The organism is Enterobacter sp. SA197, assembly GCF_054131575.1.
Genome location: NZ_CP096393.1, coordinates 2216960 through 2242580 on the forward strand (window position 1 = coordinate 2216960; position 25621 = coordinate 2242580).

The window sequence follows — 25621 nt, forward strand, 5'->3', positions numbered from 1 at the left end:
ACTTTCCGGCCCTAACTTTCGCCAAAAATAAACGCGGATGAGAATTATTTTCAATTAAGATTTCTCTTTCGTCTTGCAGAATCAACGGTAGGTCACGACAGGGTAATGTGCTCGATATCGACGAAAAGGTGCCGCACGAGCGCCTCGTAATAAAGAGAAGTCGGTGATAGCAAGAAGTAATGATGCCTGGCAGTAGCTAAAGCTCCTGCGCTGACCAGGTGCCCCGTAAGGGAACGAAACAGCTGGTATTCGTGCCAGTAATTATAATGAGTGGAGTATCAACACAATGTCCATCATCACAAAAAAAAGTCTGGTAGCGGCAGGGATTTTTACTGCGCTAATGGCAGGTAACGTGGCTATGGCAGCCGACGTTCCGGCAGATGTTAAACTGGCTGACACGCAAACGCTGGTCCGCAATAATGGCTCTGAAGTTCAGTCTCTTGACCCGCACAAAATTGAAGGGGTACCAGAGTCCAACGTGAGCCGCGATCTTTTTGAAGGATTGCTCATTTCTGACGTTCAGGGCCATCCGAGCGCGGGTGTGGCAGAAAAATGGGAAAACAAAGATTTTAAAGTCTGGACCTTCCATTTACGTAAAGATGCTAAATGGTCCGACGGTAGCCCGGTTACCGCACAAGATTTTGTTTATAGCTGGCAGCGTCTGGCAGATCCGAAAACCGCCTCTCCCTATGCAAGCTATCTGCAGTATGGTCATATCGCAAATATCGACCAAATTATCGAAGGCAAGAAACCCGTTACCGATCTCGGCGTAAAAGCTGTCGATGAAAATACCTTCGAAGTTACCCTGAGTGAACCCGTCCCTTATTTCTATAAACTGCTGGTACACCCGTCTGTTTCTCCAGTGCCTAAAGCCGTTGTCGAAAAATTCGGCGACAAATGGACCCAACCGGCGAACATCGTCTCCAACGGTGCTTACAAGCTAAAAAACTGGGTTGTCAACGAGCGTATCGTGCTTGAGCGTAATACGAATTACTGGGACAACGCTAAAACCGTCATCAATCAGGTTACCTACCTGCCGATTTCCTCAGAAGTCACAGACGTCAACCGCTACCGCAGCGGTGAAATCGACATGACCTATAACAACATGCCGATTGAACTGTTCCAGAAACTGAAAAAAGAGATCCCGGCTGAAGTTCACGTCGACCCGTACCTCTGCACCTATTACTACGAAATTAACAACCAGAAAGCCCCCTTCACCGATGTGCGCGTACGTACCGCTCTGAAACTGGCGCTTGATCGCGACATCATTGTTAACAAGGTGAAAAATCAGGGCGATCTACCTGCATATAGCTACACTCCGCCATATACCGATGGTGCAAAACTGGTTGAGCCAGAGTGGTTTAAGCTGTCTCAGGAAAAACGCAATGAAGAGGCGAAAAAATTGTTGGCAGAAGCAGGGTACAGCGCTGATAAACCGCTGACTTTCAGTCTGCTTTACAACACCTCAGATCTGCATAAAAAACTGGCTATCGCCGTCGCGTCCATCTGGAAGAAAAATCTGGGTGTAAATGTGAAGCTGGAAAACCAGGAGTGGAAAACCTTCCTCGACAGCCGTCATCAGGGTACGTTTGATGTGGCACGTGCTGGCTGGTGTGCGGACTACAATGAACCCACTTCGTTCCTGAATACCATGCTGTCTGACAGTTCAAACAACACGGCACACTATAAGAGTGCCGAGTTCGACAAGCTGGTTGGCGATACCTTGCAAGCGACCAGTGACGAACAGCGTGCGGAGCTCTACAGCAAAGCAGAACAACAGCTCGATAAAGATTCTGCCATTGTTCCGGTCTATTACTACGTGAATGCCCGTCTGGTGAAACCCTGGGTTGGTGGTTATACCGGTAAAGACCCGATGGATAATATTTACGTTAAAAACCTTTATATTATCAAGCATTAATGGCAATGAGTGGGGCAGGGTGAGCCTGCCCCACGGTGTCTTATTTCATCGCACTACAAAGGCACAGGCCAGAAGGTACGGGCAATGTTGAAATTTATCCTACGTCGCTGCTTAGAAGCGATTCCAACACTTTTTATTCTTATTACGATCTCCTTCTTTATGATGCGCCTCGCACCCGGCAGCCCTTTTACCGGTGAACGTACGCTGCCGCCTGAAGTTATGGCTAATATCGAAGCGAAATATCATCTGAACGATCCTATCCTGACGCAATACACCAGCTATCTGAAGCAGCTGGCGCATGGCGACTTTGGACCCTCGTTTAAATACAAAGACTACACGGTTAACGATCTGGTTGCTGCCAGCTTTCCCGTCTCTGCGAAACTCGGTGCGGCTGCTTTTTTAATGGCAGTGATTTTTGGCGTCGGGGCAGGGGTTATTGCCGCACTCAACCAGAACACGAAGTGGGATTACTCCGTGATGGGACTTGCAATGACGGGGGTGGTGATACCCAGTTTTGTCGTCGCCCCGTTACTGGTCATGATCTTCGCCATCACGCTTAAGTGGCTTCCTGCGGGTGGCTGGAACGGAGGCGCGCCGAAATTCATCATTCTGCCGATGGTGGCGCTCTCTTTGGCTTATATCGCCAGCATTGCGCGTATCACCCGCGGCTCGATGATTGAAATTCTGCATTCGAATTTTATTCGTACCGCTCGCGCGAAAGGGTTGCCGATGACGCGGATTATTTTCCGCCACGCGCTCAAGCCTGCTTTATTACCGGTACTCTCCTATATGGGCCCCGCCTTCGTCGGTATTATCACCGGCTCAATGGTCATTGAAACCATATATGGTCTGCCGGGTATTGGTCAGTTGTTCGTTAACGGCGCACTCAACCGTGACTACTCTCTGGTATTAAGTTTGACCATTCTGGTAGGCGCACTGACTATTTTATTTAACGCGATTGTAGATGTGCTTTATGCCGTTATCGATCCGAAGATTCGTTATTAACACTGGAGTACGCCATGATGTTAAGTAAGAAAAACAACGAGGCGCTGGAAAACTTCAGTGAAAAACTGGAAGTAGAAGGTCGTAGCCTCTGGCAGGATGCGCGACGTCGCTTTATGCACAACCGCGCCGCTGTCGCCAGCCTGTTCGTGTTGTTGCTAATTGCCCTGTTCGTAACCTTAGCCCCCATGCTCTCTCAGTTTGCCTATTTCGATACGGACTGGGGGATGATGTCCAGCGCGCCCGATACCGAATCCGGTCACTATTTTGGCACGGACTCTTCGGGTCGCGATTTATTAGTGCGCGTGGCGATTGGTGGACGAATTTCATTAATGGTTGGGATCGCGGCCGCGCTTGTCGCGGTGATTCTCGGTACGCTGTACGGATCGCTTTCAGGTTATCTCGGCGGCAAGATTGATTCAGTCATGATGCGTATCCTGGAAATCCTGAACTCCTTCCCGTTTATGTTCTTCGTTATCCTGCTGGTGACCTTCTTTGGGCAAAATATCCTGCTCATTTTTGTCGCCATCGGCATGGTCTCCTGGCTTGATATGGCACGTATCGTGCGTGGGCAGACTCTGAGCCTTAAGCGCAAAGAGTTTATTGAAGCAGCACAGGTAGGCGGCGTCTCCACGGGTAACATAGTGATTCGCCACATCGTCCCTAACGTATTGGGTGTGGTTGTGGTCTATGCTTCGCTATTGGTGCCCAGCATGATTTTGTTTGAATCCTTCCTGAGTTTCCTTGGCCTTGGTACGCAGGAGCCACTGAGCAGCTGGGGCGCACTCTTGAGTGACGGAGCAAACTCAATGGAAGTTTCTCCCTGGCTTCTGATGTTCCCGGCGGCCTTCCTCGTCGTGACGCTGTTCTGTTTCAACTTTATCGGCGATGGCCTGCGTGATGCCCTCGATCCGAAAGATCGTTAAGGAGTGCTGTAATGAGCATGCATGAAACCTCATCGGCGCCGCAGGCGCTACAGCAATCGGACATCCTGCTGGATGTAAACGATCTGCGTGTCACTTTTACCACCCCGGACGGTGACGTCACGGCGGTGAACGACCTGAATTTCAGCCTGCGTGCGGGCGAAACTCTGGGTATCGTTGGAGAGTCCGGTTCCGGTAAGTCCCAGACTGCGTTTGCGTTAATGGGGCTGCTGGCCTCAAATGGTATCATCGGTGGGTCGGCAAAATTCAACGGCAAGGAGATCCTGAATCTGCCGGAAAAGGCGCTCAATAAACTCCGTGCTGAACAGATTTCAATGATTTTCCAGGACCCCATGACCTCTCTGAACCCCTATATGCGGGTCGGAGAGCAGTTAATGGAAGTTCTGATGCTGCATAAAAGCATGACCAAAGCTGAAGCTTTTGAAGAGTCAGTGAAAATGCTCGATGCCGTCAAAATGCCGGAAGCCCGTAAGCGTATGCGTATGTACCCGCATGAATTTTCCGGCGGGATGCGTCAGCGTGTGATGATAGCGATGGCGCTGTTGTGCAGACCTAAGCTACTGATTGCTGATGAACCGACCACTGCGCTTGACGTAACCGTGCAGGCACAAATCATGACGCTCCTCAACGAACTGAAGAGCGAGTTCAACACGGCAATCATCATGATTACCCATGACCTGGGCGTCGTGGCGGGTATCTGTGACAAAGTCTTGGTGATGTACGCCGGGCGCACGATGGAGTACGGTAAAGCACGCGATGTGTTCTACCAGCCAGCGCACCCTTACTCCATCGGGCTGCTGAATGCGGTTCCGCGCCTTGATGCGGAAGGGGATTCACTCCTGACCATTCCGGGTAACCCACCAAATCTGCTGCGGCTACCGAAAGGGTGCCCGTTCCAGCCGCGTTGCCCCCACGCCATGGATATCTGTTCCAGTGCTCCCCCGTTAACGGAGTTCGCCCCAGGCCGCCTGCGTGCCTGCTTTAAGCCGGTGGAGGAGTTGGTATGAGTAACGTCGCCGAAGAGAGAAAAGTTCTGCTCGAAATTGCCGATTTAAAAGTGCATTTCGACATTAAAGACGGTAAACAGTGGTTCTGGCAGCCGTCGAAAACGCTCAAAGCCGTGGATGGCGTGACCCTGAGATTATACGAAGGCGAAACGCTTGGCGTGGTGGGCGAATCGGGCTGCGGGAAGTCGACATTTGCCCGTGCCATTATTGGTCTGGTGAAAGCAACTGACGGCAAAGTGGCCTGGCTGGGTAACGATCTGTTGGGCATGAAGCCGGATGAGTGGCGTCAGGTACGCAGTGATATCCAGATGATTTTCCAGGATCCGCTGGCCTCCCTGAACCCGCGTATGACCATCGGTGAAATCATTGCCGAGCCGCTGAGAACCTATCATCCTAAGATGTCTCGTCAGGATGTCCGCGATCGCGTTAAAGCAATGATGCTCAAGGTGGGGTTACTTCCCAATCTGATTAACCGTTATCCACATGAATTCTCGGGTGGACAGTGTCAGCGTATTGGGATTGCCCGTGCGTTGATCCTTGAACCCAAACTTATCATTTGTGATGAACCCGTCTCCGCGCTTGATGTGTCGATTCAGGCGCAGGTGGTCAATCTGCTGCAAAAACTGCAGCGCGAAATGGGACTCTCGCTGATCTTCATTGCCCACGATCTGGCGGTCGTGAAACACATCTCGGACAGGGTGCTGGTGATGTATCTGGGGCATGCGGTTGAACTGGGCACTTATGATGAGGTGTACCATAATCCTCAGCATCCTTATACCAAAGCCCTGATGTCAGCGGTGCCGATTCCCGATCCGGATCTGGAGAAGAACAAAACCATTCAGTTGCTGGAAGGGGAGCTGCCTTCGCCGATCAATCCACCCTCCGGCTGCGTGTTCCGCACTCGTTGCCCGATTGCCGGACCAGAATGTGCGAAAACGCGCCCGGTACTTGAGGGTAGTTTCCGCCATGCGGTCTCCTGCCTGAAGGTTGATCCGCTTTAAAGGGCATGCATAAAAAAGGCTGACGAGAGTCAGCCTTTTTTCTTACTCGCGCCAGAGAATATGGCAGAGTTTGTGGTCTTTTTCCCGGCACAGCAGCACGCGCGCGAAGATATCATTAATCTCGCCGCCGTCCGTATCCGCCAGTCCAATCACCACCTCAGCAAAGAAGTCCGGGTTCAGATCGAAATCGACATGCTCCTGCCAGTCTTCGCTGGGATCGAACAACTCTGCGCCACCACGCTCTTCGAACTGGAGGTTAAAGAGGATTACGTCTGCCGGGTCAAGATTATCGACCGCCAGTTCGAGAAAAATGTCGTAAGCCTGTTCCAGCGTTTCATCTTCGGTCAGGCGATTGTTCAGATCCATTTCCATAATAACTACCTGTTTAACGTCAGTTGGGCACGTTTTACAGCAACGGGCTGAAGAAGTAAAACAGTCGTTCAGCGATTCGGTGCCAGAACGGGCGTTTCACCCACAAGCGGGCGTCAAGCAATCTGGAGCGCGAGATATAATCATCCTGAACGGAGGCCAGATCGCCGCCAAACCCGGCGTCATCAATGACCAGCGTAATTTCGAAATTAAGCCACAGGCTGCGCATGTCGAGGTTCACAGTTCCGACAAGGCTGAGCTCCCCGTCAACAAGGACGCTTTTGGTATGCAGCAGTCCACCTTCGAACTGGTAAATTTTTACCCCCGCAGCCAGCAGTTCGGTGAAGAACGCCCGACTGGCCCAGCCGACCAGAACGGAATCGTTGTGTCGTGGTAAAATAATACTGACATCCACCCCGCGCTGAGCCGCCGTGCAGATCGCATGAAGCAGATCATCGCTCGGTACAAAGTAGGGAGTCGTCATGATGAGGTACTCCCGCGACGCGTACACCGCAGTAAGCAAGGCCTGATGGATCAAATCTTCAGGAAAACCCGGGCCGGAAGCAATGGTATGAATGGTATGACCGCTTGCCTGCTCGAAGGGCATAATGTTGGCATCCGGTGGCGGCGGTAAAATGCGCTTACCGGTTTCAATTTCCCAGTCACAGGAATAAACCACACCCATCGCCGTCGAAACCGGGCCTTCCATTCTCGCCATCAGATCGACCCATTGACCGACGCCCGCGTCCTGCTTGAAGTACCTGGGATCAACCATATTCATGCTGCCGGTGTAGGCAATATAATTGTCAATCAACACCATTTTCCGGTGCTGGCGTAGATCCATCCGGCGTAAAAAGACACGCATCAGATTGACCTTCAGCGCCTCCACCACCTCGATGCCGGCGTTACGCATCATATCGGCCCAGGGGCTGCGGAAAAAGGTCACACTGCCCGCTGAATCGAGGAGTAACCGGCAATGCACGCCGCGACGTGCTGCGGCCATTAAGGACTCCGCGACCTGATCGGCCATGCCCCCGGGGTGCCAGATATAAAACACCATCTCGATATTGTGCCGAGCCAGCTGAATATCGCGGATTAGCGCCTGCATGACATCATCTGATGCTGTCAGCAGCTGAAGCTGATTGCCTTTCACCCCGGCAATGCCCTGGCGATGCTCGCAAAGTTTGAACAACGATGACGCAACGCTACTGTTTTCCGTCGCAAAAATATGATGATGCGTTTTGAGATCTTTCAGCCATTTTGCTGTAGAAGGCCACATTGCTCTGGCCCGCTCGGCACGCCGTTTTCCAAGATGGAGTTCACCGAAGGAGAGATAGGCAATGATACCGACTAACGGAAGAATATAGATGATGAGAAGCCAGGCCATTGCGGAAGGAACGGCGCGGCGCTTCATGAGTATACGTAATGTCACCCCCGCGATAAGAAGCCAGTATCCCAGAATGACCAGCCAACTCACGACGGTGTAGAAGGTTGTCATAAAAAATCCTTTTTAACAGTGCTTAAGAGGAGTTTACGCATAAGGATTCATCTGGCAAATAAAAACGGTTCGCAAAAGGGCTGGTGCGGCGGCGGGCAGGGTCTATAATGGCGCGTCAGCACTAAAAAGAGTCGTAATAATGAAGCGTAGTAGAACGGAAGTGGGACGCTGGCGCATGGCGCGACAAACCAGCCGCCGCAAGGCACGTTGGCTGGAGGGTCAGTCACGACGCAATATGCGTATCCACTCAATAAGAAAGTGTATTCTTAACCGGCATCGTAATGCGTTAGTTTTTGATTTTTACGTGTTTTAATCAGGGGCACCTCAGGGTGCCCATTGTTTTATCTCTTTAAAATCCAGCGTTTCATTTTTATGCCACGTTTCTTCTTCAGCTTACACCCTGTATCTTAAGCAGCGCTTTAACCTTCGCACTGGAATCCCATGAATAAAGAAGCTTTAATCTTTCTGGCAGTGGCCATCATCGCCGAAGTGATCGCCACTACCGCCCTGAAATCCTCTGACAGTTTTTCGCGACTTTTCCCCTCGCTTATCAGCATAGCGGGCTATTGCATCGCTTTCTGGTGTTTGACCATTCCTATGCGCACCATACCCACCGGCATCATTTATGCTATCTGGTCCGGTGCTGGCATTGTGTTGATTGGTACTGTGGGATGGCTGGTGCATGGTCAGAAACTGGATATCCCGGCGATGGTGGGGATGGGGCTGATAATCGCCGGTGTCATTACCATTAATGTATTCTCAAAAAGCGTCACGCATTAATACAGTGCGTAAGGGCCAGCTATAAACACTCCTCCGGCCCCTGGGCGTTAAAATCAGAATACTTTTTTGAAAGGCTTAACCGTAACCCGATGATAAACGCCAGCGGCGACGTAAGGATCGGCCTGCGCCCATGCTTTCGCCTCTTCCAGTGAGTCGAACTCAGCGATGACGGTTGAGCCGGTAAATCCTGCGGCGCCCGGATCGTTACTGTCTACGGCAGGCATAGGGCCTGCGGTCAGCAGACGACCTTCATCCCGCAGCAACTGGAGGCGCGCCAGATGAGCCGGGCGGACGGATAAGCGTTTTTCCAGAGAGTCAGCGGTATCTTCAGCAAAAATAACGTAAAGCACAGGCATTGCTCCTTTCATCATAAAACCACTACGTTATGTGAATCATCCGGGCGTCGCAATGTAAAGATTGCACACCCTGGACCTCGCTCACCTGTCGCCTTGTTTTGTTCCTTGAGGATCGAAATCAAGGTTAGGTGAGATGCGTAGTTGAATATGATTGCTATTTGCATTTAAAATCATGGTTTGTTTTTTCAACTGAAATGATTATGACTGCGATGACCCTTGATTTACCTCGCCGCATCCCCTGGGCAACGATGCTCTCTGTCGGCATTCACGGCGCTGTGGTTGCGGGTTTGCTGTATATGTCGGTACATCAGGTTGTTGAGCTGCCTGCGCCCGCACAACCCATTTCTGTGACGATGGTATCTCCGGCTGAACTGGAGCCGCCTCAGACAGCTCAGCCGCAGCCTGAACCGGTGGTTGAACCTGAGCCAGTGCCTGAACCCGAGCCAGTCGTTGAACCTGAGCCGGTCCCGGAACCGCCTCAGGAGGCACCCGTGGTTATCCCAAAACCGGAACCCAAGCCGAAGCCGAAACCAAAGCCTAAACCGAAGCCGAAGCCAGAGAAAAAGGTGGAGCAGCCAAAACGGGAAGTTAAACCGGTTGAACCCCGCCGCACTGCACCAGTGGAAAACAGTGCGCCGACACGTCCGTTTACCACCAGTCAGCCCTCTGCTGCCAGCAAGCAGACACCGTCCGTCCCGGTCGGTCCGCGTGCTCTCAGCCGTGCTGAACCTCAATATCCGACACGTGCGAGGGCGCTGCGCATTGAAGGGCGTGTGCGGGTGAAATTTGATGTAATGCCAGATGGCCGTTTAGATAATATTCAAATCTTATCCGCTCAACCGTCCAATATGTTTGAACGTGAAGTGAAATCCGCGATGCGTAAATGGCGATATGAAGCGGGCAAACCCGGGACCGGTATTACCGTCAACATTGTGTTTAATATGAAAGGCACCTCTACGGTGCAATAATACTGAAAGCCTCCACAGCGGAGGCTTTTTTTATGGCTGTAAGGGGAGAGGGCGGGGCTTTCCCTCGCCGTCTACGGCGACATATATAAACAGGGCTTCGGTGGCTTTATAGCGCTGCCCGATAGGCTCGGACGCGACTTTTTTGATCCAGACTTCGACGTTGATAGTGACTGACGTATTTCCACGTTTTACGCAACGCGCGTAGCAACAGACCACGTCGCCAACTGCGACCGGTCGCAGAAAGGTCATACCGTCTACGCGAACCGTTACCACGCGCCCGTGGCCTATCTCTTTAGCGAGGATGGCCCCGCCCATATCCATCTGCGACATCAACCAGCCGCCAAAAATGTCGCCATTCGCATTGGTGTCAGCGGGCATGGCCAGGGTGCGTAGCACCAGTTCGCCCTGAGGTGTCTCCTGGGTGTTCGTCATTCTTATCTCAGTCATACAGTGGGAATATGGCGGGATGCTACTATGAATTTATTGCAGGTCACAACGAGATAACGCAGCGGCAGGAAAAAAAGCCAGGCGGACCTGGCTTGTTAACATCAGGACTGACCATCCTGCGGAATGTGACGATAAATATAGACGCCGCTGAGCACCGTAAAAAGAAGCGTCAGCGCAGTCAGGCCAAAAACTTTGAAATTGACCCAGATATTCTGCGGAAGCCAGAAAGCGATGTAGATATTCGCGAGCCCACACAGAATAAAAAAGAGGGCCCAGGCAAGATTAAGGCGTGACCAGACCGATTCTGGCAGCGTCAGCTCTTTGCCGAGCATCCGCTGAATCAACGGCTTTTTCATTACCCACTGACTGAAGAGTAACGCACCGGCAAACAGACCGTAAATCACCGTCACCTTCCATTTAATAAACTCATCATTATGGAAGAAAATGGTTAACCCACCGAAGACTGCTACCAGAATAAAGGTGATAAGCGCCATCTTTTCAACTTTACGATAGCGAACCCAGCTGTAAATAAGCACAACGGCGGTGGCAACAATCAGCGCAGTGGTGGCGGCATAAATGTCATAGAGTTTGTAAAACGCGAAAAAGACGACCAGCGGGAGAAAATCAAGAAACTGCTTCATTCTACGATTCCGTTACAGATTATCGCCTGCGGGAAGACCGCGCAGGCGGAAAAGTTACTGACGAATCAGCATGTACAGGCGGGACAGATAAATGAGCAAAGCTACAGATATCATGTTACTCACCATATTCGCGATGATCGTGCCCACTTCAGGCGTCAGGAACGCCAGCAGATGGGCATACCGCATCAGCAACACCTTGGCGAGGATCCAGCCAACCACTGCGGGTGCAACCACACGCATATTTGCCCGGCTTAAACGAAAGCTGGCACGCATCGCGCCAAATACGCCGAGACGATCCTGTACCAGCATGACAGGCGCGAAAGCATAAAAGATAGCTGCAAGAATACCCGGCACGACAAGCAGCAGGATCCCAAACTGAGTCATAAACATCATCAGCAACAGCAGAATAAACAGACCCGGCAGCACGGGCGCGCTGGCACCAATAGCCCGAAGCGCACTCACCCGATGACCTGCTGAAATCAACTGAATAAGCGCCAGCGTGCCGCCAGCCAGCAACGCACTGCCGATCAGGGAAGCAACGGTTGCCGCTGCGGAAGTATGCAACAGCACCTGCTGCTGCTCGGGCGTCATTTTCTGTACCATTTCAAATAAGCCCGTTTTGCCTGTCAGGTTAAGACCCTCTGCCATCATTGCGAGCTCGTCGTCACCCGGCATCAAAACACGACCAACAAGTACGCTAACCAAAGCGCACAATAATGTAATCAGCAAAATAGTAACAAACTGATTACGAAAAAAATTCCCCGTGTCACGGTAAACGGATTTCGCCGTGATAGACATGCACTCTCCTTGAGTTTTGCAATGTTAAATTCCGCGCAATTGTACCCTGGATGGCCCGTCGGTGGCAGCATCAGCACGCGTATGGAAAAGCATATCTTTGTAAAGAGGAGGTAATCCGTAGCTTGCCCGGGCGCGGTTACAGGCGTCATTGGGTTTTCCGTCCTCCCAGGCCCGAACGAATTCACGACACGTCGAGGGACGTTGTGGGTAAATGCTGCATGAGGTTGAGACCCCCGGCGTCCCCTTAAGGGCACCGCACCGGCAGGGTTTCTGCTGCGTACCTGTCATACAGCGCAGCAAAGGCGAAACGACTTCAGTCAGATGCGTGGGGACAAGACCACCAGCATCATCTGCTTCAGCCCAGTAAAAGGAGACACGAAAATAGGCACAACAGGCTCCGCACGACATGCACGGATTGCTTTCGTTCATGGCACACCTGCATTCATCACGTATCAAAATAAAGAATGAGTTGGTTAAATTATCCCCAGAGCAGAAGAAGAACAAGCAGGGGAATGTGATTTATTTTTTGCGGTTTTTCAGAAGGAAATTGAGGTAATTACAGAATTTCTTTTTTCATTTTGGCGACCAAAATTAATGTAGATCAATAAAGGTTAAATTCGCTGACGGAATGTGATCTATGTGGGATCACTTTATACCTAATAGTAGTTATATTCACGGCGCCTATAAAACCACATACATGGAGTGGACATGAAAAAAGTAGCCGTGGCAGCATTGATCCTGAGCAGCATTTCTACAGGGGTGATGGCACATGACGCCGGAGAGTTCTTCATTCGAGCGGGTTCAGCGACCGTCAGACCCAATGAAGGATCGGATAACGTGTTAGGAAGTCTGGGCGGATTTAACGTCAGTAACAACACGCAGCTCGGCCTGACCATGACGTACATGGCAACGGAAAATATCGGTATCGAACTTCTGGCGGCCTCACCGTTTCGCCATAAAGTAGGTACGGGCCCAACAGGCACCATTGCTACCGTTCATCATCTTCCCCCTTCGCTCGTCGCCCAGTGGTATTTTGGCGATGCAGAGAGCCGGTTTCGTCCCTATATCGGTGCCGGGATAAACTACACCATGTTCTTTGACGAAAAATTTAATGACACCGGCAAAGCGGCGGGGCTCTCCGATTTAAGCCTGAAAAACTCATGGGGCGCAGCAGGTGTGGCTGGCATGGATTATCTGATTAACCGCGACTGGCTCATCAACGCCTCGGTCTGGTATATGGATATCGATACTGACGTTCGGTTTAAAGCCGGCGGTGTACAGCAGAGCGTGAGCACCCGACTGGATCCCTGGGTATTTATGTTTTCGGCAGGGTATCGCTTCTGACGACGCCTCGCTGTCTGGCTGCAGCGCGTCGCGTCGTTTCACGGTTGCCGCCGGATAGCGCCTCCGGCGGCAACGCACGACATTACCGGCGGGTTGCCGCTTTCATTGCCCGCACAAAGAGGGCGAGTTCCTCAAGCATCAGGTCGGGTTTATCGAGGTTGTTCTCAATAATTTTCACAGTGGCGGAACCAGAGATAGCCCCCGCCGCGCCAGCACCAATCGCAGCCGTCACCTGATCAGGCGAAGAGATCCCGAATCCTTGTAACGCCGGCGCCGCATGGTACTCGGTCAATTTTTCCACCAGATGGAGCAACGGCAGCGCCGCACGATGTTCCGTACCCGTCACCCCCGCACGTGAAAGCAGATAGGTGTAACCGCGCCCGTAAGAGGCTATCTGGCGCAGGAGTTCATCATCCGCATTGGGTGGGCAGATAAATATTGGCGCAACGTTATGACGCAAAGCCGCCTGACGGAAGGGCGCGGACTCTTCAACCGGGACGTCGGCAATCAGCACCGAATCGACGCCGGCGCTGGCGCACTGCGCGTAAAACTCATCGATCCCACGAGAAAAGACCAGGTTGGCGTACATCAGCAACCCAATCGGTATGGTGGGATGCTTCTGACGGATTGTCGCCAGCATTTCAAAACACTGCGTCGGAGTGACACCCGCAGCAAACGCGCGCAGTGCCGCATTCTGAATGGTTGGGCCATCTGCCAGAGGATCTGAGAAGGGAATGCCGAGCTCCAGCGCATCCGCCCCTGCTTCAATCAGGGTATCAATGATTTTTAACGACTGTGCCGGAGAGGGGTCGCCCAGGGTGACAAAGGGAACAAAGGCGCCTTCCTTGCGTTCATGTAACTGTTTAAAAAGTTCTTCGTAGCGTTGCATCAGATTTCCCCTCGCGCTTTCAGAATGTCATGTACGGTGAAGATGTCTTTGTCTCCGCGGCCAGAAAGATTAACCACCAGCAGCTGCTCTTTCTCAGGGTTCTCTCTGACCATTTTCAACGCATGGGCGAGGGCGTGTGAGGACTCCAGCGCGGGGATAATGCCTTCGCTGCGACACAGGGCTTTAAAAGCCTCCAGCGCTTCATCATCGGTTATCGATACATAATCCGCACGACCAGTACTGTTGAGGTAGGCATGCTGAGGGCCAACGGACGGGAAATCCAGACCCGCTGAAATGGAGTAGGATTCTTCAATCTGTCCTTCATCGGTCTGCATCATCGGCGATTTCATGCCGAAGTAGATACCAACGCGCCCGTGTTTAAGCGGTGCGCCATGTTCACCGGTTTCAATGCCGTGACCGGCCGGCTCAACCCCGATAAGGCGCACGGAGGCCTCTTCAATAAAGTCAGCAAACATGCCGATGGCATTAGAACCGCCGCCCACGCAGGCAATCACGGCATCCGGCAGACGTCCTTCTTTTTCGAGGATTTGTGCTTTAGTCTCTTCGCCAATCATGCGCTGGAATTCACGCACGATGGTCGGGAACGGGTGCGGGCCAGCCGCTGTACCCAGCATATAGTGCGCCGTATCGTAGCTGCCTGACCAGTCGCGCAGCGCTTCGTTACAGGCATCCTTCAGAGTCGAGGAGCCGCTATGCACAGGGATCACCTCTGCGCCCATCAGACGCATACGAAAGACGTTGGGTGACTGGCGCTCAACGTCTTTAGCCCCCATGTAGATGCGGCATTTCAGGCCGAGCAGGGCGCTGGCGAGTGCGGAGGCAACCCCATGCTGGCCGGCACCGGTTTCGGCGATGATTTCGGTTTTGCCCATCCGTTTTGCCAGTAAAGCCTGGCCTAATACCTGGTTCGTCTTATGGGCACCGCCGTGTAGCAGATCTTCACGCTTCAGATAGAGTGTCGTTCTGGTGCCTTCTGTCAGATTCTGGCATTTGGTAAGTGCCGTTGGGCGGCCCGCATAGTTTTTCAATAAATCGGCAAACTGGGCCTGAAATTCCGGATCCTTCTGGGCGCTGACAAAGGCTTCTTCAAGCTGGCGAAGGGCGGGCATCAGAATTTGTGGAACGTACATGCCGCCAAATTCACCAAAAAAGGGATTTAATAACGTCGTCATTGTTGTTTCCTTAATAGGCTCGCAGCGTACGGAAGACCGAGGCCAGCTTCGAGGCATCTTTAATGCCTGGCTCCGACTCTACGCCTGAATTGAAATCAAGTCCGGAACACCCGGTTTTAGCCGCATCGACGCAGTTGTCCGCGCCAAGACCGCCGGCCAGCAGAACGTTATCCAGCGTCTGGCCTGCCAGTAGTGACCAGTCAAAACGTTGACCGGTTCCACCCTGACCGTTATCGAATACGTACTTGTCGACATGGTGTAAATCGCGTGCGGGGAGCGCGTCTTTTACGCTCAGCGCTTTCCAGATTTGAATTCCGGCTGGCAACACGCGGCGTAACCTGTCGATGTAACTCTGGTCTTCACTGCCATGAAGCTGAACGGCTATCAGTCCAAGTCGCGTCACAATGTCGACAACATTCTCAATATCGTTATCACGGAAAACGCCCACGTATTGCAGCGGTGCGGCGGCCATCACGGTTTTGGCCTGTTCAGTATTCACGGCACGGGGTGAGGAGGGCACAAAAATCAGTCCGCCAAAAATCGCCCCGGCTTCGTGCGCGGCCCGTGCATCCTGCGGGCGGGTCAGTCCACAGACTTTGTTCTCGCCAAGCAGTACCCGTTTTACCGCTGCATCAAGGTCGCCGTGAGACATCAGGGCTGACCCGATTAAAAAGCCATTGGCGAAATGACTCAGTTCACGCACCTGCGCGTAGGTATTGATCCCTGACTCACTGATAACCCTGACCCCCGCACCAAGACGAGGGGCCAACTGGCGAGTACGATTAAGATCGATAGAGAGATCGCGCAGATCACGGTTGTTGATGCCCACCACTCTGGCATTAAGGGCAATCGCGCGCTCCAGCTCTTCTTCATTACTGACTTCTGTCAGCACACCCATACTGAGACTATGCGCGACGGCAGAGAGCTGGCGATACTGTTCGTCATCCAGCACCGAGAGCATAAGCAGGCAGGCATCCGCCTGATAATAACGGGCGAGATAAATCTGGTAAGGGTCGATAATGAAGTCCTTACACAGAATCGGCTGGTGAGCGATACCGCTCACAATGGGCAGAAAATCGAAGCTGCCCTGGAAGTACTTCTCGTCGGTGAGTACCGAAATTGCCGAGGCATGATGCTTATAGACCTCAGCAATGCGCGCCGGGTCGAAATCATCGCGTATCACCCCTTTGGATGGAGACGCTTTTTTGCATTCAAGAATAAATGCCGTATGCGTTCCCTGCAGAGCATCATAGAAACGTCTCGTGCTCGGCACCACGTCGTTCTGAAAACTGGCCAGCGGTTGTTGTTCCTTACGGGCCGCCACCCAAATCGCCTTATCTGCGACGATTTTCGCTAAAACGGTCTGCATTAGTTATCCTCTTGCCGCCAGTTGGGCGACTTTGTCATACGCGGTACCGCTGTGGAGCACATCCAGTACCTTTTGCGCGTTAGCCTGCAAATCTTCTTCACCGTGTAAACGCATCAGCATGGCAACATTAGCGGCGACGGCGGCCTCATGGGCGGCTTCACCTTTACCTTGTAATAAGCGGGTCAGAATGTCACGGTTTTCTTCCGGCGTTCCCCCGGCCAGCGCCTCCTGATGATAAGGCGTCAGGCCAAAGTCCGCTGCGGTCAGCTGGTAACTCTTGATTTCGCCTTCGTGAAGTTCTGCCACCACGGTCGGCGCATGCAGGGAGACTTCATCCATGCCACCGCTATGCACCACGGCTGCACGCTGATACCCCAACACACGCAGCGTCTCGGCAATCGGCAGCACCAGTTCCGGGCTGTAAACACCAATCAGTGCGAGCGGCGGGTGCGCCGGATTGATGAGCGGACCGAGCACGTTAAACAGCGTGCGGGTTTTCAACTGCTGGCGTACCGGCATTGCATGGCGAAACCCGGTGTGATACTTCGGGGCAAACAGAAAGCAGACGCCCAGTTCATCAAGCGCCGTGCGTGACTTGTCGGCATTCATGTCCAGATTGATGCCAAATGCCGCCAGCAGGTCAGACGAGCCGGAGCGGCTGGAGACACTGCGGTTGCCGTGTTTGGCGACCTTCATTCCACAGGCGGCGGCAACAAATGCGCTGGCGGTGGAAATATTGATGCTGTTGCTACCGTCACCGCCGGTGCCCACAATATCCGCAAACGCATAATCAGGGCGTGGGAAGGGGGCTGCATTTTCCAGCAGGGCGGTTGCCGCGCCGGCGATCTCCTGAGGGTGTTCACCACGCACTTTCATGCTGACCAGCGCCGCGGCCAGCTGCTCAGGTTTCAGTTCGCCCCGTACAACCGCCGAGAAGAGCTGGTGGCTCTCCTGCTGGGTGAGGGTCTGCGCCTGGTAGAGTTTCTCCAGAATAGGTTGCAGGGTGTTGGTCTGCTCAAGTTTCTGTAACGCCCAGGCCAGAGTCTGCTCCAGCAAACGCGCCCCCTGTGCAGTCAGAATGGATTCCGGATGGAACTGGAAACCACATACCCGATCAGCGTCATGACGGACCGCCATCACCATGCCATCAAAATGGGCATTAATGGTTAATCCTGCTGGAATGTTGCTCCCCACAAGAGAGTGATAACGTGCCACCGGCAAAGGATTCGCCAGTCCGGCAAACATCGCCTGGTTGTCATGTTCAATGCTGGAAGCCTTGCCATGCAGAATTTCACCCGCCTGGCCTACGTAGCCGCCATAGGCCTCGACAATCGCCTGGTGACCGAGGCAAATACCGATAATCGGTAATTTGCCGCGCATACGGGTCAATAGCTCTGGCATACAGCCCGCTTCAGAGGGGGTTCCGGGGCCGGGAGACAACATCAGCACAGGATTTTGCATGGTGCCCAGGCGTTCAATTAATGTTTGAGCAGGGACATGATTACGATAAATCACCACGTTATGTCCACTTGCCCGCAGCTGGTCGGCAAGGTTGTAGGTAAAGGAATCGATATTATCGAGCAATAAAATGTCGGCCATCAGAACGTCTCCTCGGCGTTATGCGCTTTCGCAATGGCGCGCAATACCGCGCGGGCTTTATTACGGGTTTCATCCGCTTCAGACTGCGGAACGGAGTCCAGCACAACGCCCGCACCGGCTTGAACGGTGGCAATGCCATCCTCGACCCAGGCGGAACGAATCACGATGCAGGTATCCAGATCGCCGTGGGCGGTAAAATAGCCGACTGCGCCGCCATAACTGCCGCGACGCGTACCTTCGGCGTCCGCAATTAACTGCATGGCACGTACTTTTGGCGCCCCGCTGAGGGTTCCCATATTCATGCAGGCGCGATAAGCGTGCAGCACGTCCAGATCCCGGCGAAGTTCGCCTACCACGCGAGAAACCAGATGCATCACGAAGGAGTAACGATCCACCTTGGTAAGATCGGCAACGTAGCGGCTACCCGGGGTACAAATCCGCGCCAGATCGTTACGGGCCAAATCCACCAGCATCAAATGCTCGGACAGCTCTTTATGATCGGTACGCATTTCAAGCTCAATGCGGCTGTCAAGGTCACGATCCAGGGTGCCATCCGCATGGCGACCACGTGGACGCGTTCCGGCAATCGGGTAGATTTCTATCTGACGCGACGTCGCATCGTACTTGAGCGAGCTTTCAGGCGAGGCACCGAAGAGGGCAAAATCCTCGTCCTGCATGAAGAACATATAGGGGCTGGGGTTGCTCTTTTTCAGCACGTCATAGGCGGCGAGCGGCGAAGGGCACGGCAGCATAAAACGACGGGAGGGGACAACCTGGAAAATTTCGCCAGCGCGGATGGCTTTTTGCATCTGGCGCACAACGGCACCGTACTCGTCATCACTCTGGTTGCACTCCACGCGCATCCTCGGGACCGTCTCGACCGGCAACGGAACCGGTGGTTCATTGAGTTGCTGGCGCAGGCTTTCAACACGACGGGCGAGGCGGGATTTTTCAGCTGCATCTTCGCTAAAAACGCTGACCTGAATGCGCGTCTGCTGTAATTGATGATCGATGACCAGAAGACTTTCTGCCAGGTAGAAACAGTAGTCCGGGCAGCGTCGATCGTTTTCGAGCGCCGGTAAATCCTCAAACCCCGCGACCAGGTCATAGGCGAAGAGGCCGCCAAAGAACATGGCCTCACGTTCACCTTCCGGCACGTTCACCACCCCCTGTAGCAGGCGGAACGCGTCAAACACGCTGAGTGAACAAAGACGGGCATCTTCATCAAGCAGCGCACTTACCGGCGGAAAGCGCAGCTCACGACCTTCGGGCATGATGGTATTTTCAATACCAGCGGGAAGGGCCGCATCCAGCAACGTCAGCAGGGAAGCGCCATTGGCGGTTAACGCCTGAATAGTGACAGTGTCACCGTAGGCCGTAATGCGCAGCGCACTATCGACAAGGAGCAGACTTTTTAAATCGTTTTTACTGTCGATATCGGCTGATTCGAGCAGCAGCGTGGCAGGCCGGTTGCCACAAAGCTGATGAAATAACGCGGTCGGGTTCTCACGATAAAGGGCATTGCTGGTCAGCAGTTCGAGTGTCGGTTTTTGCGTTTGCATCGTCGCTCTCATCCATTATGTTCCATAAAAAAGCCCGCTCTGTGGGCGGGCCGGGTATCGGTGTGCTGAATACGCACGGAGACACTGCCCGTTTCAGGGAGTGCGCCACCAGCGGTTGTTAAGAGAATAGTGCGTATTCATGATGATACCTCATTGCGTGAACTTGTGTACTAGTTAACTAGTTCGATGGGCGAATGTCAACCCTGATTTCAGAAAATTGGCATGTAACGTTATGATAGCCCGCAAACTCTGTTTCATTCCGTCCTGGAGCCGCTTTTGAGCGACACGAATTACGCGATTATTTACGATCTTCACAGTCACACGCTTGCTTCTGATGGCCTGTTAAGCCCGGAAGAACTGGTGCACCGCGCCGTTGCAATGCGTATCGGCACTCTGGCCATTACTGATCATGACACCACCGAGGGTATTCCTGCCGCCCAGGCTGAAATTACCCGTGCGGGTTTACCGTTACGCCTTATCCCTGGCGTTGAAATTTCTACCGTCTGGGAAAATCATGAAATTCACATCGTGGGACTGAACGTTGATATTAACCATCCGGTTCTGTGCGAGTTTCTCCGCCAGCAGCATGAGCGCCGTCAGTTGCGCGCGCAACTCATTGCGGAACGCCTTGAGAAAGCCCACATTCCTGGGGCATGGGAGGGGGCGCAACGGCTGGCGAAAGGGGCGGCCATTACCCGTGGCCATTACGCCCGCTATTTAGTTGAGCAGGGGAAAGCGAATTCGGTAGCGAATGTGTTCAAAAAGTATCTTGCACGCGGGAAAACCGGCTACGTTCCTCCGCAGTGGTGTACAATAGAACACGCTATTGACGTGATTCACCAGTCTGGCGGAACAGCGGTCCTGGCCCATCCAGGACGCTACGATTTATCTGCTAAATGGTTGAAAAGACTGCTGGCGCATTTTGCACAACGCGGCGGTGAGGCAATGGAAGTTGCCCAATGCCAGCAGGCTCCTGACGAACGTAAGCAGCTTGGCGAGTACGCCCGCCTGTTTGGTTTGCTGGGCTCGCAAGGGTCTGACTTTCATCAGCCCTGCCCCTGGATTGAGCTGGGGCGCAAGCTCTGGTTGCCAGCGGATGTCGATGGCGTCTGGCTTAAATGGGAGCAGCCGCAACACAGTACAGAGAGGGAAGTATGAGTCAGTTTTTTTATATTCATCCGGAAAATCCGCAGCCACGTTTAATTAATCAGGCGGTGGAAATCGTTCGTAAAGGCGGGGTCATTGTGTACCCTACTGATTCCGGTTATGCACTGGGCTGTAAAATTGAAGATAAAGGGGCCATGGAGCGTATCTGCCGCATCCGTCAGCTCCCGGACGGTCATAATTTCACCCTGATGTGTCGGGATTTATCGGAACTGTCGACCTACGCCTTTGTGGATAACGTGGCGTTTCGCCTGATCAAAAATAACACCCCCGGCAATTACACCTTTATCCTTAAAGGCACTAAAGAGGTTCCGCGCCGTTTACTGCAGGAAAAGCGAAAAACCATTGGCCTTCGTGTGCCGTCGAATCCCATTGCCGTCGATTTGCTCGAAACCCTCGGTGAGCCGATGCTCTCAACATCGTTAATGCTCCCGGGAAGTGAATTTACCGAATCCGATCCGGACGAAATCAAAGATCGCCTTGAAAAAGTCGTAGAGCTGATTGTCCATGGTGGCTATCTGGGCCAGCAGCCGACGACGGTGGTCGATCTCACCGACGACGCGCCGGTGGTTATCCGTGAAGGCGTCGGCGACGTTAAGCCTTTCTTATAGGCATACAAGTCGGTATACTACGCGGCCATTTCACAGGCGCCACGGCGACCTGATGACCTTATTCGACGCCTGTGAAGGCGACACCCGAGGAAAGCTCTATGAGCGAGAAGTTACAGAAAGTGCTGGCGCGAGCCGGCCACGGTTCCCGCCGTGAAATCGAAACCATTATTGAAGCGGGCCGCGTGAGTGTTGATGGCAAAATTGCCACGCTCGGTGACCGCGTTGACGTGACCCCGGCCCTGAAAATTCGTATCGACGGACACCTCATTTCCATTAAAGAATCCGCTGAACAGATCTGTCGCGTCCTGGCGTACTACAAACCGGAAGGTGAATTGTGCACCCGTAACGATCCGGAAGGGCGTCCGACCGTATTTGACCGTCTGCCAAAACTGCGCGGCGCGCGCTGGATTGCCGTAGGCCGTCTGGACGTTAACACCTGCGGTCTGCTGCTCTTTACCACCGATGGTGAGCTCGCTAATCGCCTGATGCACCCAAGCCGTGAAGTCGAGCGCGAATACGCCGTGCGTGTTTTTGGGCAGATTGATGAAGCTAAACTGCGCGATCTTGGTCGGGGTGTGCAGCTTGAAGATGGCCCGGCTGCCTTTAAAACCATCAAATTCAGCGGTGGTGAAGGGATAAACCAGTGGTACAACGTCACCCTGACTGAAGGGCGTAACCGTGAGGTTCGTCGTCTGTGGGAAGCGGTAGGGGTGCAGGTAAGTCGCCTGATTCGCGTCCGTTATGGCGATATTCCGCTGCCGAAAGGGCTGCCCCGTGGCGGCTATACCGAGCTGGATCTGGCGCAAACCAACTACCTGCGCGAGCTGGTCGGGCTGACGCCGGAAACCACCTCGAAAGTGGCGGTTGAAAAAGATCGCCGTCGCATGAAGGCCAACCAGATTCGCCGCGCGGTGAAACGTCATACTCAGGTGACCAACAGCCGACAGGCGACGGGTGGACGCCGGTCGAGCAGTCGCAATAACAACGGTCAGTAAAAAAAGGGCGCAAGCCCTTTTTTATTGCGGTTGAGTAGTGAGCTGTCAGTAATCAATGCCGATTTGCGCTTTGATCCCTGCCTCAAAGGCATGTTTCACCGGGCGCAATTCACTGACCGTGTCGGCCAGTTCCAGTATATCCCGGTGGCAACCGCGGCCCGTAATGATTACCGTCTGGCTGGCGGGCCGACTTTTCAGCGCATCCAGCACCGACGCCAGTGGCAGATAGTCATAGGCCACCATGTAGGTCAGCTCATCGAGAAGCACCATATCGAGGGAGGGATCGGCCAGCATACGCTGCGCGTGTTCCCAGACGGCGAGACAGGCCGCCGTATCGCTCTCTTTATTCTGCGTGTCCCAGGTAAAACCGGTAGCCATAACCTGGAATTCCACCCCCAGGGGCTCAAGCAGATTTCGCTCGCCGTTAGGCCATGTCCCTTTAATAAACTGGATGACGCCAACCTTTTTATTATGTCCGACAGCGCGAGTGGCGGTACCAAAAGCGGCGGTGGTTTTACCTTTACCATTACCGGTAAAAACAATAATGATGCCGCGCTCATCCTGCGCGGCTGCCACGCGGGCGTCCACGCGTTCTTTTACACGTTGCTGGCGCTGCTGATAACGTTCTTCATTCATTGTGATATCCCCGGTTTTCGTCCTGGTTGCGCGTCAAAGGTCATGCCTGTTTTGCGGCGACTGTCATCACCCATCAACCACAGATAGAGTGGCATAATATCCGCTGGCGTCTTCAGTTTTTGCGGATCTTCCGACGGAAATGCGCTTGCCCGCATGCTGGTACGGGTACCGCCAGGGTTGATGCAATTTACCCGCAGCCGGTTCTGGTACTCCTCTGCCAGCACCTGCATCATTCCCTCTGTTGCAAACTTCGAAGCCGCGTAAGCCCCCCAGTTTGCCCGTCCCTGGCGGCCTACGCTTGAAGAGGTAAACACCAGCGAACCGTTTTCCGCCTTGAGTAATAAAGGAAGAAGCGCCTGGGTCAGATAAAAGGTGGCATTAACATTGACCTGCATTACCGCATTCCAGACGTCAGGTTTCTGTTCATCCATCGGGCAAACGTCGCCCAGTAAACCGGCATTGTGCAGCACGCCATCCAGTCGCGGGTAGCGGGTGGCAAGCTGATGGGCAAGGGCGTGGCAATCCTCAGGGGTGCAGGTGGCGAGGTTGAGCAGATAAATACTGGCGGCCTGCCCCCCGCGTTGCGAGATGCTGTCGGCAACGCGGCGAAGTTTCTCTTCGTTACGACCCAGCAAAATGACGCGGGCACCGTAAGCGGCGTAAGTGAGCGCGGCCTCTTTACCGATCCCATCGCTGGCACCGGTGACCAGGATGATATGGTTGCGTAGCAGGTCGCGTTGTGGCTGGTAATGCACACTGACTCCTTGGTCTGCGCAGGGTGAACTGATGTTGGCTTTATGCCTGAAATGACCGGCTATTTCAATCAGTCTGGGGGAGAGTCGTCGGTCAGCCGGTACAAAGGCGCTGGAAAAAGGGGGCATACCCGCCAGGAGGAGAGCGATGCAGTGCAGACGCGCACCAGCACCTCATGTACACTGGCTGTGAACGTTAAGTGGCTGAACCAAGGTGGAATACGTGGAATTACTGTCTGAATATGGTTTGTTTTTGGCCAAAGTTGCGACTCTGGTTGTCGCGATAGCCGTTGTAGCTATCCTCATCGTTAACCTGAGGCAGCGCAAGCGTCAGCGGGGGGAGCTTCGCATCACCCGCCTGAGTGAACATTATAAAGAGATGCAGGAGGAGATGGCGGTGGCGTTGCTTGACGAGCAGCAGCAAAAACTCTGGCATAAAGCGCAAAAGAAAAAAGCAAAGCTTGAGGCAAAGGAAGCCAAAGCCAAAGCAAAACGAGGCGAGACAGCCACAAGCTTAAGTCCGCGCATTTTTGTCCTGGATTTTAAAGGAAGTATGGACGCGCACGAAGTTGAATCATTACGTGAAGAGATAACGGCCGTTTTAACCCTGGCCCAACCCGAGGATCGGGTTGTCGTTCGACTGGAAAGTCCGGGCGGTGTGGTGCATGGCTACGGTCTGGCAGCCTCTCAGTTGCAACGTCTTCGTGATAAAAACATTCCACTGACGATAGCAGTGGACAAAGTCGCCGCCAGCGGCGGTTATATGATGGCCTGCGTGGCTGATACTATCGTTGCCGCGCCGTTCGCCATTATCGGTTCGATTGGTGTTGTCGCACAGATCCCCAACTTTAACCGTTTCCTGAAAGGCAAAGAGATCGACATCGAGCTGCACACCGCCGGGCAGTATAAACGTACGCTCACGCTCCTCGGAGAGAACACCGAAGAAGGTCGACAGAAATTCCGTGAAAGTCTTAATGAGACGCACGATCTGTTTAAAGAATTTGTTCATCAGATGCGCCCGCAACTGGATATCGATAGCGTGGCGACAGGCGAACACTGGTACGGCACCCAGGCGCTGGAAAAAGGTCTGGTCGATGCCGTAGGCACCAGCGATGAACTTTTGCTGGGCCTTTATGACAAACACGACGTCATTGGCGTGCGTTATCAGCAGCGTAAAAAATTGATGGAAAGGTTTACTGGCAGTGCGACTGAAAGCGTTGATAAGCTATTAATGCGCTGGTGGCAGCGAGGGCAGAAACCGATGATGTAAACGAAACGCGAGGTGTGAGCCTCGCGTTTTTCGTTAATCAATGAGCGTGTACTTTTCCGATAGCTCATGAGCCAGATATTTAAACATGTTAAAAACGGCCGTACTTTTCCCGGTTGGCAGCCCCTGGCTGTCGAGAAAATACTCACCGGTAAACACCAGAATGCCGTTACGTTGGCTCACGCCGGTCGCTTCGATACCTGACAGGGTATCTTCATGATCGCGGATCATTTGATTAGCCAGTTTCAGTAATGACTGGCGGTCAATAGGTTGCGCTGAATCGCTCATCTCGCTCCTCCTGAAAAATTTTACAAGTTTACGCCCCACACCGCGTGTGGGCAAATTTTCCCTGTCCAGGCAAGGGGTTTGCGTCCACGGTGAGGCTGGCGTGAATCTAAAATGCATGCTAATAAAGTTGCTTAACAAATTTTATCAGGTACAGTGTGACGCTTTCGTCAATCTGGCAACAGAATTGCTTGACATTCGACCGCAACATTGTCGTGCTGTATCG

Annotated in this window: 28 protein-coding genes and 1 other annotated feature; of the genes, 13 read left to right on the forward strand and 15 right to left on the reverse strand. The window is 53.2% G+C overall.

Annotated elements, in window-relative coordinates; genetic code table 11:
• Positions 1 to 286 precede the first annotated feature (286 nt).
• The 5 genes from oppA to oppF all read left to right on the forward strand — a co-directional run bounded on the left by oppA (position 287) and on the right by oppF (position 5872).
• Positions 287 to 1918 (forward strand): oligopeptide ABC transporter substrate-binding protein OppA, encoded by a 1632-nt coding sequence (oppA, locus tag M1D91_RS10290; protein WP_437430493.1) that lies wholly within the window; start codon positions 287 to 289, stop codon positions 1916 to 1918.
• A gap of 84 nt (positions 1919 to 2002) precedes the next feature.
• The gene (oppB, locus tag M1D91_RS10295) at positions 2003 to 2923 is read left to right on the forward strand and encodes an oligopeptide ABC transporter permease OppB (RefSeq protein WP_437430494.1); all 921 of its coding nucleotides are present in this window, start codon (positions 2003 to 2005) and stop codon (positions 2921 to 2923) included.
• Positions 2924 to 2937: 14 nt separating this feature from the next.
• Positions 2938 to 3846, forward strand: a complete 909-nt coding sequence (oppC, locus tag M1D91_RS10300; protein WP_437430495.1) for an oligopeptide ABC transporter permease OppC — start codon at positions 2938 to 2940, stop codon at positions 3844 to 3846.
• An 11-nt stretch (positions 3847 to 3857) separates the two neighbouring features.
• On the forward strand, positions 3858 to 4871 hold the full coding sequence (locus M1D91_RS10305; protein ID WP_437430496.1) for an ABC transporter ATP-binding protein: 1014 nt from the start codon (positions 3858 to 3860) through the stop codon (positions 4869 to 4871).
• Complete coding sequence (oppF, locus tag M1D91_RS10310; protein WP_437430497.1) at positions 4868 to 5872, forward strand: murein tripeptide/oligopeptide ABC transporter ATP-binding protein OppF; 1005 nt, start codon at positions 4868 to 4870, stop codon at positions 5870 to 5872. Before M1D91_RS10305 ends, oppF begins: the two co-directional genes overlap by 4 nt.
• Before the next feature lie 42 nt (positions 5873 to 5914).
• On the opposite strand, the gene M1D91_RS10315 is transcribed toward oppF, so the two are convergent.
• Both M1D91_RS10315 and cls read right to left on the reverse strand, forming a co-directional pair.
• Positions 5915 to 6244 carry an HI1450 family dsDNA-mimic protein gene (locus M1D91_RS10315; protein ID WP_437430498.1) on the reverse strand — a complete coding sequence of 110 codons (330 nt, stop codon included), beginning with the start codon at positions 6242 to 6244 and terminating at the stop codon, positions 5915 to 5917.
• Between the two features lie 34 nt (positions 6245 to 6278).
• A complete protein-coding gene (gene cls, locus M1D91_RS10320; RefSeq protein ID WP_437430499.1) occupies positions 6279 to 7739 on the reverse strand; it encodes a cardiolipin synthase in 1461 nt (486 codons plus the stop codon).
• 139 nt (positions 7740 to 7878) lie between these two features.
• Between cls and M1D91_RS10325 the strand changes: the two genes are divergently transcribed.
• Both M1D91_RS10325 and M1D91_RS10330 read left to right on the forward strand, forming a co-directional pair.
• Positions 7879 to 8052 carry a YciY family protein gene (locus tag M1D91_RS10325; protein WP_437430500.1) on the forward strand — a complete coding sequence of 58 codons (174 nt, stop codon included), beginning with the start codon at positions 7879 to 7881 and terminating at the stop codon, positions 8050 to 8052.
• A 128-nt stretch (positions 8053 to 8180) separates the two neighbouring features.
• A complete protein-coding gene (locus tag M1D91_RS10330; RefSeq protein WP_437430501.1) occupies positions 8181 to 8519 on the forward strand; it encodes an SMR family transporter in 339 nt (112 codons plus the stop codon).
• Between the two features lie 53 nt (positions 8520 to 8572).
• Here the strand turns inward: M1D91_RS10330 and M1D91_RS10335 are convergent, their stop codons facing one another.
• Positions 8573 to 8869, reverse strand: coding sequence for a YciI family protein (locus M1D91_RS10335; RefSeq protein WP_437430502.1), 297 nt, complete (start codon positions 8867 to 8869; stop codon positions 8573 to 8575).
• Between the two features lie 215 nt (positions 8870 to 9084).
• Between M1D91_RS10335 and tonB the strand changes: the two genes are divergently transcribed.
• Complete coding sequence (gene tonB / locus M1D91_RS10340; protein ID WP_437430557.1) at positions 9085 to 9843, forward strand: TonB system transport protein TonB; 759 nt, start codon at positions 9085 to 9087, stop codon at positions 9841 to 9843.
• A 30-nt stretch (positions 9844 to 9873) separates the two neighbouring features.
• Here tonB and yciA read toward each other — a convergent pair whose 3' ends face one another.
• The 4 genes from yciA to M1D91_RS10360 all read right to left on the reverse strand — a co-directional run bounded on the left by yciA (position 9874) and on the right by M1D91_RS10360 (position 12158).
• On the reverse strand, positions 9874 to 10275 hold the full coding sequence (gene yciA / locus M1D91_RS10345; protein WP_437430503.1) for an acyl-CoA thioester hydrolase YciA: 402 nt from the start codon (positions 10273 to 10275) through the stop codon (positions 9874 to 9876).
• 116 nt (positions 10276 to 10391) lie between these two features.
• A complete protein-coding gene (locus M1D91_RS10350) occupies positions 10392 to 10931 on the reverse strand; it encodes a septation protein A (protein WP_437430504.1) in 540 nt (179 codons plus the stop codon).
• A 54-nt stretch (positions 10932 to 10985) separates the two neighbouring features.
• A complete protein-coding gene (locus M1D91_RS10355) occupies positions 10986 to 11729 on the reverse strand; it encodes a YciC family protein (RefSeq protein ID WP_437430505.1) in 744 nt (247 codons plus the stop codon).
• Between the two features lie 24 nt (positions 11730 to 11753).
• A complete protein-coding gene (locus M1D91_RS10360) occupies positions 11754 to 12158 on the reverse strand; it encodes a YkgJ family cysteine cluster protein (protein ID WP_437430506.1) in 405 nt (134 codons plus the stop codon).
• Positions 12159 to 12437: 279 nt separating this feature from the next.
• On the opposite strand from M1D91_RS10360, the gene ompW reads away from it, so the two are divergent.
• Positions 12438 to 13073: an outer membrane protein OmpW gene (ompW, locus tag M1D91_RS10365; protein ID WP_437430507.1), complete on the forward strand. Its 636-nt coding sequence runs from the start codon at positions 12438 to 12440 to the stop codon at positions 13071 to 13073.
• An 82-nt stretch (positions 13074 to 13155) separates the two neighbouring features.
• Here ompW and trpA read toward each other — a convergent pair whose 3' ends face one another.
• From trpA to M1D91_RS10390, 5 genes are read right to left on the reverse strand one after another with little or no spacing between them, the layout of a single operon-like run.
• Positions 13156 to 13962 carry a tryptophan synthase subunit alpha gene (trpA, locus tag M1D91_RS10370; protein ID WP_437430508.1) on the reverse strand — a complete coding sequence of 269 codons (807 nt, stop codon included), beginning with the start codon at positions 13960 to 13962 and terminating at the stop codon, positions 13156 to 13158.
• Positions 13962 to 15155 (reverse strand): tryptophan synthase subunit beta, encoded by a 1194-nt coding sequence (gene trpB / locus M1D91_RS10375; protein ID WP_437430509.1) that lies wholly within the window; start codon positions 15153 to 15155, stop codon positions 13962 to 13964. Before trpB ends, trpA begins: the two co-directional genes overlap by 1 nt.
• A 10-nt stretch (positions 15156 to 15165) precedes the next feature.
• Entirely contained in the window at positions 15166 to 16524 is a 1359-nt protein-coding gene (gene trpCF, locus M1D91_RS10380) for a bifunctional indole-3-glycerol-phosphate synthase TrpC/phosphoribosylanthranilate isomerase TrpF (protein WP_437430510.1), read from the reverse strand.
• Between the two features lie 3 nt (positions 16525 to 16527).
• Positions 16528 to 18123 (reverse strand): bifunctional anthranilate synthase glutamate amidotransferase component TrpG/anthranilate phosphoribosyltransferase TrpD, encoded by a 1596-nt coding sequence (gene trpD, locus M1D91_RS10385; protein ID WP_437430511.1) that lies wholly within the window; start codon positions 18121 to 18123, stop codon positions 16528 to 16530.
• Positions 18123 to 19685, reverse strand: coding sequence for an anthranilate synthase component 1 (locus M1D91_RS10390; protein WP_437430512.1), 1563 nt, complete (start codon positions 19683 to 19685; stop codon positions 18123 to 18125). The genes trpD and M1D91_RS10390 overlap by 1 nt, the downstream gene beginning before the upstream one ends.
• 24 nt (positions 19686 to 19709) lie before the next feature.
• Positions 19710 to 19802 (reverse strand) — a sequence feature (Trp leader region).
• A gap of 159 nt (positions 19803 to 19961) precedes the next feature.
• Here M1D91_RS10390 and rnm point away from each other — a divergent pair.
• The 3 genes from rnm to rluB all read left to right on the forward strand — a co-directional run bounded on the left by rnm (position 19962) and on the right by rluB (position 22455).
• Complete coding sequence (rnm, locus tag M1D91_RS10395; RefSeq protein WP_437430513.1) at positions 19962 to 20843, forward strand: RNase RNM; 882 nt, start codon at positions 19962 to 19964, stop codon at positions 20841 to 20843.
• The gene (locus M1D91_RS10400; protein WP_437430514.1) at positions 20840 to 21460 is read left to right on the forward strand and encodes an L-threonylcarbamoyladenylate synthase; all 621 of its coding nucleotides are present in this window, start codon (positions 20840 to 20842) and stop codon (positions 21458 to 21460) included. Before rnm ends, M1D91_RS10400 begins: the two co-directional genes overlap by 4 nt.
• A gap of 98 nt (positions 21461 to 21558) precedes the next feature.
• Positions 21559 to 22455 carry a 23S rRNA pseudouridine(2605) synthase RluB gene (gene rluB, locus M1D91_RS10405; protein WP_437430515.1) on the forward strand — a complete coding sequence of 299 codons (897 nt, stop codon included), beginning with the start codon at positions 21559 to 21561 and terminating at the stop codon, positions 22453 to 22455.
• A gap of 45 nt (positions 22456 to 22500) precedes the next feature.
• Here rluB and cobO read toward each other — a convergent pair whose 3' ends face one another.
• Positions 22501 to 23091 (reverse strand): cob(I)yrinic acid a,c-diamide adenosyltransferase, encoded by a 591-nt coding sequence (cobO, locus tag M1D91_RS10410; protein WP_437430516.1) that lies wholly within the window; start codon positions 23089 to 23091, stop codon positions 22501 to 22503.
• Positions 23088 to 23846: a YciK family oxidoreductase gene (locus tag M1D91_RS10415; RefSeq protein ID WP_437430517.1), complete on the reverse strand. Its 759-nt coding sequence runs from the start codon at positions 23844 to 23846 to the stop codon at positions 23088 to 23090. Before M1D91_RS10415 ends, cobO begins: the two co-directional genes overlap by 4 nt.
• 220 nt (positions 23847 to 24066) lie before the next feature.
• On the opposite strand from M1D91_RS10415, the gene sohB reads away from it, so the two are divergent.
• Complete coding sequence (gene sohB, locus M1D91_RS10420; RefSeq protein ID WP_437430518.1) at positions 24067 to 25113, forward strand: protease SohB; 1047 nt, start codon at positions 24067 to 24069, stop codon at positions 25111 to 25113.
• Between the two features lie 33 nt (positions 25114 to 25146).
• Here sohB and M1D91_RS10425 read toward each other — a convergent pair whose 3' ends face one another.
• The gene (locus M1D91_RS10425; RefSeq protein WP_437430519.1) at positions 25147 to 25398 is read right to left on the reverse strand and encodes a YciN family protein; all 252 of its coding nucleotides are present in this window, start codon (positions 25396 to 25398) and stop codon (positions 25147 to 25149) included.
• Positions 25399 to 25621 lie beyond the last annotated feature (223 nt).

Coding starts and splice junctions, on each gene's coding strand:
- M1D91_RS10360 (WP_437430506.1), bottom strand. CDS start 12,158: ATGAACGAAAGCAATCCGTGCATGTCGTGCGGAGCCTGTTGTGCCTAT.
- yciA (WP_437430503.1), bottom strand. CDS start 10,275: ATGACGAACACCCAGGAGACACCTCAGGGCGAACTGGTGCTACGCACC.
- M1D91_RS10330 (WP_437430501.1), top strand. CDS start 8,181: ATGAATAAAGAAGCTTTAATCTTTCTGGCAGTGGCCATCATCGCCGAA.
- trpD (WP_437430511.1), bottom strand. CDS start 18,123: ATGGCCGACATTTTATTGCTCGATAATATCGATTCCTTTACCTACAAC.
- oppF (WP_437430497.1), top strand. CDS start 4,868: ATGAGTAACGTCGCCGAAGAGAGAAAAGTTCTGCTCGAAATTGCCGAT.
- trpB (WP_437430509.1), bottom strand. CDS start 15,155: ATGACGACGTTATTAAATCCCTTTTTTGGTGAATTTGGCGGCATGTAC.
- trpA (WP_437430508.1), bottom strand. CDS start 13,962: ATGCAACGCTACGAAGAACTTTTTAAACAGTTACATGAACGCAAGGAA.
- tonB (WP_437430557.1), top strand. CDS start 9,085: ATGACCCTTGATTTACCTCGCCGCATCCCCTGGGCAACGATGCTCTCT.
- M1D91_RS10425 (WP_437430519.1), bottom strand. CDS start 25,398: ATGAGCGATTCAGCGCAACCTATTGACCGCCAGTCATTACTGAAACTG.
- M1D91_RS10355 (WP_437430505.1), bottom strand. CDS start 11,729: ATGTCTATCACGGCGAAATCCGTTTACCGTGACACGGGGAATTTTTTT.
- ompW (WP_437430507.1), top strand. CDS start 12,438: ATGAAAAAAGTAGCCGTGGCAGCATTGATCCTGAGCAGCATTTCTACA.
- M1D91_RS10305 (WP_437430496.1), top strand. CDS start 3,858: ATGAGCATGCATGAAACCTCATCGGCGCCGCAGGCGCTACAGCAATCG.
- oppA (WP_437430493.1), top strand. CDS start 287: ATGTCCATCATCACAAAAAAAAGTCTGGTAGCGGCAGGGATTTTTACT.
- M1D91_RS10315 (WP_437430498.1), bottom strand. CDS start 6,244: ATGGAAATGGATCTGAACAATCGCCTGACCGAAGATGAAACGCTGGAA.
- cobO (WP_437430516.1), bottom strand. CDS start 23,091: ATGAATGAAGAACGTTATCAGCAGCGCCAGCAACGTGTAAAAGAACGC.
- M1D91_RS10400 (WP_437430514.1), top strand. CDS start 20,840: ATGAGTCAGTTTTTTTATATTCATCCGGAAAATCCGCAGCCACGTTTA.
- oppC (WP_437430495.1), top strand. CDS start 2,938: ATGATGTTAAGTAAGAAAAACAACGAGGCGCTGGAAAACTTCAGTGAA.
- oppB (WP_437430494.1), top strand. CDS start 2,003: ATGTTGAAATTTATCCTACGTCGCTGCTTAGAAGCGATTCCAACACTT.
- M1D91_RS10350 (WP_437430504.1), bottom strand. CDS start 10,931: ATGAAGCAGTTTCTTGATTTTCTCCCGCTGGTCGTCTTTTTCGCGTTT.
- trpCF (WP_437430510.1), bottom strand. CDS start 16,524: ATGCAGACCGTTTTAGCGAAAATCGTCGCAGATAAGGCGATTTGGGTG.
- M1D91_RS10390 (WP_437430512.1), bottom strand. CDS start 19,685: ATGCAAACGCAAAAACCGACACTCGAACTGCTGACCAGCAATGCCCTT.
- cls (WP_437430499.1), bottom strand. CDS start 7,739: ATGACAACCTTCTACACCGTCGTGAGTTGGCTGGTCATTCTGGGATAC.
- rluB (WP_437430515.1), top strand. CDS start 21,559: ATGAGCGAGAAGTTACAGAAAGTGCTGGCGCGAGCCGGCCACGGTTCC.
- M1D91_RS10325 (WP_437430500.1), top strand. CDS start 7,879: ATGAAGCGTAGTAGAACGGAAGTGGGACGCTGGCGCATGGCGCGACAA.